Origin of the sequence: Campylobacter sp., assembly GCF_020024835.1 — a bacterium.
Classification (GTDB): Bacteria; Campylobacterota; Campylobacteria; order Campylobacterales; family Campylobacteraceae; genus Campylobacter_D.
The window spans coordinates 21,418-28,723 of the sequence record NZ_JAHHTD010000016.1 but is presented as its reverse complement, the minus strand read 5'-3'; the positions used below and the strand labels follow the sequence as shown (position 1 = coordinate 28,723).

General features: G+C 28.8%; 6 protein-coding genes. All 6 read right to left on the bottom strand.

Annotated elements, in window-relative coordinates; all coding sequences use genetic code 11:
- Positions 1 to 48: 48 nt before the first annotated feature.
- The 6 genes from murC to gatA all read right to left on the bottom strand — a co-directional run bounded on the left by murC (position 49) and on the right by gatA (position 7,221).
- Positions 49 to 1,341: a UDP-N-acetylmuramate--L-alanine ligase gene (murC, locus tag QZ429_RS04125; RefSeq protein ID WP_291951517.1), complete on the bottom strand. Its 1,293-nt coding sequence runs from the start codon at positions 1,339 to 1,341 to the stop codon at positions 49 to 51.
- A gap of 88 nt (positions 1,342 to 1,429) precedes the next feature.
- Positions 1,430 to 3,400, bottom strand: a complete 1,971-nt coding sequence (locus tag QZ429_RS04120) for an LTA synthase family protein (RefSeq protein WP_291951514.1) — start codon at positions 3,398 to 3,400, stop codon at positions 1,430 to 1,432.
- Positions 3,401 to 3,450: 50 nt separating this feature from the next.
- The gene (locus QZ429_RS04115; protein WP_291951510.1) at positions 3,451 to 4,230 is read right to left on the bottom strand and encodes a carbon-nitrogen hydrolase family protein; all 780 of its coding nucleotides are present in this window, start codon (positions 4,228 to 4,230) and stop codon (positions 3,451 to 3,453) included.
- Positions 4,223 to 4,396, bottom strand: a complete 174-nt coding sequence (locus tag QZ429_RS04110; protein ID WP_291951508.1) for an exodeoxyribonuclease VII small subunit — start codon at positions 4,394 to 4,396, stop codon at positions 4,223 to 4,225. The genes QZ429_RS04115 and QZ429_RS04110 overlap by 8 nt, the downstream gene beginning before the upstream one ends.
- Positions 4,396 to 5,847, bottom strand: coding sequence for an IMP dehydrogenase (gene guaB, locus QZ429_RS04105; protein ID WP_291951505.1), 1,452 nt, complete (start codon positions 5,845 to 5,847; stop codon positions 4,396 to 4,398). The genes QZ429_RS04110 and guaB overlap by 1 nt, the downstream gene beginning before the upstream one ends.
- 9 nt (positions 5,848 to 5,856) lie before the next feature.
- Complete coding sequence (gene gatA, locus QZ429_RS04100) at positions 5,857 to 7,221, bottom strand: Asp-tRNA(Asn)/Glu-tRNA(Gln) amidotransferase subunit GatA (protein ID WP_291951501.1); 1,365 nt, start codon at positions 7,219 to 7,221, stop codon at positions 5,857 to 5,859.
- Positions 7,222 to 7,306 lie beyond the last annotated feature (85 nt).

The window sequence follows — 7,306 nt, the reverse complement described above, 5'->3', positions numbered from 1 at the left end:
ACAAATAAAGCTAAAAAAATAAAAAAAGCTAAAATACATAAAATAATCTTAAGCATAACTTCCTCGAAGTTTTATACTAATATCTCCAGCACCAAAACCTATAACTAAACCATCATTTATTAAAATATCATCAAGATAAAGAGCGTTTTGTTCTCTTTTGATTTCTTTTATAAAATGAGCCTGTGGAAAATATTTTTGCATATTAATTTCTATTTTGTCTTCTCCAGCTGCATATACAGGCAAAATATATAACTCATCTACACAAGATAATACCTCGCTAAAATACTCTATATTTGCATTTAAACGAGTATAACGATGAGGTTCAAAAATAGCTGTAAGTTTTTTATATCCGGCTAAATTTGCATATTCTTTTGCTGCTTTTAATGTCATCTTTATTTCTGTTGGATGATGAGCATAATCATCTATTAAAGCCATTTTTTCAGTAGCAAATAAAATATCAAATCTTTTTTTAATACCCTGATAATCATACAAATTTTTACGAATTTGTTCTATATCTAAAAATTCACTCGCAGCTAAAATAGCTAAACAAGCATCAATTGCTATATGCTCTCCTATTCCACAAATACTAAATTTTCCATAATTTCTTAACTCAAAATTAATTCTAGGTTTAAAATCCTTCACACTCATACAAAGATTTGTAATATCTTGGCTTGGATATAATTTTTTCACATTAGCTAAATTTAAACTTGCTAAAAAATCATCTTCTGCATTAATAACTTGAATTTTAGATAAATTTAAAAAATCCTCATAAGCCTTATAAAGCTTAGTAATATTGTTCCCATAATGATCTAAATGCTCTGCTTCTACATTAGTTACTATAGCTAAATAAGGATTAGAATTCAAAAAAGAACTATCACTTTCATCAGCTTCAAAAATAAGATTCTCACTTTCTTTATAAAGCATATTAGTGCCTTTTTCTTTTAAAACTGCACCAATTATTACAGAAGCTTGTATTAAACTTGCCAAAATACTTGAAGTGGTGCTTTTCCCGTGTGCTCCTGCTACTGCAAACACCTTTTTATCTTTTAAAATCATAGGTAAAGCTTCTTTTCTTGAAAGTGTAGGAATATTTTGGCTTCTTGCGCTAATTAACTCTTCATTATCTTCTTTGATAGCTGCTGAATACACGATTAAATCTACATTTTTAACATTATCTTTATGATGAGGAATTTGAATTTTAATCCCTTCTTTTTCTAATTCTTTTGTGATTTTACTTTCTTTAACATCAGAGCCACTAATCTTAAATCCTTGCTCCTTTAAAAATCTAGCTAAAGCTGAAATTCCAATACCGCCTATACCTATAAAATGAACTCTTTGCATTATTGCCTCAAATTTCTAAAATCCAAGGCGGGATTTTATCATTTATTTACTAAAATTAAAATATAGCAAAGATTTAATTACTAAAGATTTATTCTATCAATCCTAAACGAATTCCTAAAAAATAAAAATTTAATTCTTGGTATTTTTTTGCAAATTCTTTATGATAAGAATCTATTTCAAAGGCTTCATTTGTATCTTTTAAGCTTGTATTTTTTTCAAAATAATACCCCTTCTCACTTTTTTTAAAGCTACTTAGCGGATACACTCCACTTTCATCTATCCACACAACGTCATTAAAACCAAATTCAAGCTTTTTATCACTTGGAATTGTTAGCATACTTTTGCCACCTAAACTTAAATAATCCACACTATCTAAACTAAGAGCATATAAAGTAGGAAAAATATCTTTGTGCGATCCGATACGATTTTTATCATAATATATATCTTGTTGTAAATTTTTAGGCACATAAAGATAAAAAGGAACACTATAAGCAAAAGCTTTTTGAGTTTTTACATCCATACCCATTTCCCTAACACGATGATCTCCAGTAGCTGCTATAATAACACTATCTTTAAAAGAACTTTGCTTCACTTTGTCTAAAAATTTTCCAAATTCATCATTTGCATAAGTGTAAGCTTTGATGATATTATTTTGTTTTTCTGTATCATAAGGAAGTAAATCCAATAATTTTTTATCAGTATCTTTTAATATATTTTCATCAAAATGTGATATTTTATAAGGCGGATGATTTGAGATAGTAAGGGATATAATCAAAGTATTGTGTGGATTTTTATTTAGTAAATCATAAACTTTTTTATATAAAAATTCATCAGCTACGCCATAACCATTTTCACTTTCTTTAGCTCCACTAAATTCTTTCATCAAGGTATTTTCATCTATAATTTCATCAATGCCTAATGTATTTAAATAATTTCTTATATTTTGCCAAGCACCATTACCAGCACTCACAAATATAATCTTATAACCTTGCTTTTTATAAAGTTCTATAGGAGTGTATTTTAAATACACTTTTTGAAATTTACTTGTTGAAATATACGCAAAAGGACTAAGGAAAAATAAATTTGCAAAACTTGGAATGGTCCCATTTGTAGAACTTAAAAATCTTTGAAAAACAAAATCTTGTTTAAAATGTTTATTTAAAGCACCTAAATAATTATGTCTTTCATCTATAAAATCTGCTAAATTCCAGCCAAAACTCTCCATAAAATTCACAAAGATACTAGGACGAAAATTTTTAGCATATTCATTTTTAGGACTTTTTGACCAATACGAAAAAAGCTCATTTTGTAAATTTTTAGCTTGTATTTTGGTGATAAAATTTATTTTTTCCTCTTCTTTATACTGCTTATAAGCCCAACTAAAGGCCATAAGAGGATTTAACATCACATCATTTATAACTTTAAATTCGCTAAAAGAGTAATTTTGCACATTAATAGCTACATGCTTAAAAGGTCCTCTTAAAGCTACAATATAAATACATACTAATACAAAATTAAGCAAGATTAAAATAAATAATCTAAATTTTATGGGTTTTAAATTTAAGTTTAAAATTTTTGTATTAACAAATATACAAAATGCACAAAATACAACCATAATTAAAATAATTTTTATCAAAGGATAATCAGAAATGATGATATTATAAATTGCTTGAGTATTTTCATCTTTTATGCTAAAAATAAAAATATCAAATTTACTTTTATAGATTTCATAATAATAATATTTTGCATAAGAAAATCCTATACTTAATATAGCAACAAAACTTATATAAATATTTGAAAAAATCAAATAAAATTTCTTACTCCACATAATTATTTTTTTGTTTTTTATATTGTAAAAAAATAGTGCAAAAAATCCACACAATAAAAGCGGTAAAAATATAGCACTTAAAAATCTTATATCGTGAAATAATCCTAAAAGATACATAATCACAATTTCATTTAAAGTAGATAAATCCATTTGCATTAAAAAACGATTAAAAGCGAAAATGATAGAAAATAAAATGCTAAAAATACAAATTTGTAATAAAACTTTTCTCATAAAAATTCCATTAATCTAAATATCTATATTAAAAAATAATTATTTTAAATTTATAAAAAATTTCTAGTTATTTTTTCAAATTCCCAAATTTTTCTTGCCTCATCTGCTTTTTGAGGCTTTATAACTAACATTTCTTCTTTATCTGTAAGTCTATCTTGCACCTCTCCAAAGGCATTAATAAAAAAAGTATCACCATAAAACTTCCACCCCTCTTTGAGCTTACCAATACGATTGACACGCAAAATATTTGTAGAATTTAAAAATGCTCTAGTTTTTAAAAGCTCCAACCATCTTTGCTGGCTTTCAAAAGTGCTAGCTGTAGGAATAATGACTAAATCAATCTTTTTTTTCATTATCATTTGCCAAAAAATATCAAAATGAGCTTCAAAACCAAAAAGTAAGGCACATTTTAAATTTTCATAATTAAAAGTAAAAAGTTTAAGATGATCATTTTTTTTATTTTGAAAAAATTTGCATTCATTCCAATGCGTATAAGGCATTAAAATTTGTTGCTCATAGCTTTTAATCCCTTTAGAAGATACTTTAAGACAAAATTTACGACAACCTTTAGTATCAACACTTACAAAAGGTGCGATAATTTCTAAATCATATTTATTTGCTAAACGCACTAAACTTTCTTTTTTACTCTCACTTTGCTCTTTTATCATTGATTTTGGCATAGTAATAAGCTCGGTAAAAAAACTATTTAATACATACTCACCTAAAACTACTAAATTTGCACCACCATCTTTAGCAACCTTAAGATAATAATCAAGTCTTGACTCACTTAATGCTAAAGTAGGAAATTGTAAAGCAACTATACTACTCATCAATTTGCTCGATTTCTAATTTTGCTTTATCTAAAAGCTCTCTTGCAGATTGTATATTTTTCAAACCTTCTTTATAAATTTCAATACACGTTTGAAGTTTTAAATCTTTATCATTAAGTTTTTCTAAAGAAACTTCAGCTTGTTGTAAAAAGTCTTCAAAATCCATTAGTTGCTTACCTTATAATTTGGTGCTTCAGCAGTGATAGTTACATCATGAACATGACTTTCTTTCAAACCTGCTGCAGTAATCTCCACAAATTCAGCTTTTTCTTGGAAATCTTTGATATTTGGAGCTCCAACATAACCCATAGAAGATCTAAGACCACCTAAGAGTTGATGGATTACACTCTTAATACTTCCTACATAAGGCACTCTTCCTTCAATACCCTCTGGAACAAGTTTATCTTGTGCTGTGCCTTCTTGAAAATATCTATCAGAACTCCCTTTTTGCATAGCTCCTAAACTTCCCATACCTCTATAACTTTTATATTGTCTTCCTTGATATGTAAAAAGCTCACCTGGGCTCTCATCAGTTCCTGCTAAAAGCGAGCCTATCATTACACTACTTGCACCCGCTGCTATAGCTTTTGCTATATCACCTGAATACTTTATACCCCCATCAGCAATCACTGGAATACCATATTTACTAGCTTCTATAGCACACTCATCAATTGCTGAAATTTGAGGCACGCCCACACCTGAAACTATACGAGTAGTGCAAATACTACCAGGTCCTATACCTATCTTAATGGCATCAGCACCAGCTTCACATAAATCTTTAACAGCCCTAGCACTCGCTACATTTCCAACAATTACATCTACATTAAATTCATCTTTAATCGCTTTTAATGTATCAATAATACCCTTAGAATGTCCATGCGCACTATCCATCACTATAACATCTACTTCAGCCTCAACTAAAGCTCTCACACGATCAAGTTGCCCTACACCCACTGCAGCTGCAACTCTTAATCTTCCATAAGAATCTTTATTTGAATTTGGATACTCTTTACGCTTTTTAAGATCTTTTATGGTAATTAAACCTTCTAAGTGATTATTTTCATCAACAATTGGAAGTTTTTCTACTTTATTTGTTGAAAAAATTCTTTCAGCATCATCTAAAGTTGAACCTTTTTTTGCGGTAATTAATGGCATTTTAGTCATTACATTTTCTACTAAATTATTAAAATTTGTTTCAAATCTTAAGTCGCGATTGGTTAAAATTCCTATTAAAATTTTATTTTCATCTACCACAGGAACTCCAGAAATTCTATACTCTGCCATAAGTTCTAATGCTTCTTTAACACTTGCTTTAGCTTCTATACAAATAGGATCTATAATCACCCCACTTTCACTTTTTTTTACTCTTTTAACTTCTCTTACTTGAGAAGCAATGTCCATATTTTTATGGATCACCCCTATACCACCAAGTCTTGCCATCATAATAGCAGCTCTATGCTCAGTTACTGTGTCCATAGCCGCAGATATTAAAGGCATATTTAGTGTGATATTCTTAGTTAATTTAGTTTTAATTTCTACTTCTCTTGGTAAAACTTGTGAATATTGTGGGACCAATAAAACATCTTCAAAAGTCAAAGCGCGCTTAAGAATTTTCATATTTTTCCTTTATTTGTTTTTAACTAGATACTCTAAATTTAAAGCCCCATCAAGCAAAGTTTGTTCATCATAAGCTTTACAAACTAACTGGGCTGAAATATTAAGTCCATCTTTATTTTTTGCAATTGGAATACTAATGCCTCCAAGTCCTGCAAGATTTACAGAAATAGTAAATATATCTTCTAAATACATTTGCACAGGAGTTTTACAAGTATCAAAACCAAATGCTACACTAGGTGCAACCGGCATAAAAATCAAATCACAATCATTTAAAATCTCTTCGTATTTTTCCTTTATAAATTTTCTAGCTTTTTGAGCCTTAACATAATATGCATCATAATATCCACTACTTAAAACAAAAGTTCCTAACAAAATCCTTCTTTTTACTTCTTCACCAAAACCTTCGCTTCTACTATTTACATAAAGTTCATTTAAATTTTGACTATTTTCACTTCTTCTGCCATAACGAATTCCATCATAACGACTCAAATTTGTACTAGCTTCAGCAGAAGCTATAATATAATAAGCTGCTACATCAAATTTAGAATCCATTAAATCTTTATAAATAATCTCGTGATTGTTAGCCTTTAACATATCAATAGTTTTTAACAATGCTTCTTTAACATCGACATTAGTTTGATCTATATAATTTTTAATCACAGCTATTCTTAATTTTTTGTTTGCATTTAATTTTTTTGCAGTAGATTCAAAACTTATATTTGCACTAGTGCTATCTTTTTCATCATAGCCTGCTATAACATCGTATAAAATAGCAGTATCCTCTACATTTTGTGCTAAAATTCCAACTTGATCAAGACTTGAAGAATATGCGGCTAAACCATATCTACTTACTCTTCCATAGCTTGGCTTAAATCCCACACAACCACAAAATGCAGCAGGTTGTCTTACAGACCCACCAGTATCAGTTCCTAAGCTTGCTAAAGCTATACCAGAAGCTACCGCAGCAGCACTTCCTCCGCTACTTCCACCAGGAACTTTAGTATTATCAAGCGGATTTAAAGTTTTTCCATAAAATGAAGTTGCACTTGTGCTACCCATAGCAAATTCATCCATATTACATCTTCCAAAAGGAGAAAAATTATGTTCTCTTAGATTTTTTATCACACTTGCATCATATGGAGATATATAACCTTGTAAAATTTTAGAAGCACAAGTTAATTCCCAATCTTTAACACTAATATTGTCTTTAATCGCTATTGGAATTCCAGAACCTGAATTTGTTAAATCCTTATTTAAAAACTGCTCCACATAAGCACCAATATGTTTTTGTTTTTGTGCTTTATGATTTAATTCTTTTTTCAAATTTTCCACTTCTTCTTGTGAAAATTTTAAAGCCTCTTTTAGAGTTATCATTATCTATCCTTCAATTTTCTAACTATATAAAATAAAAACAACGCAACAAATAAAAAACATAATGTAGTTATAATCACTACACTAA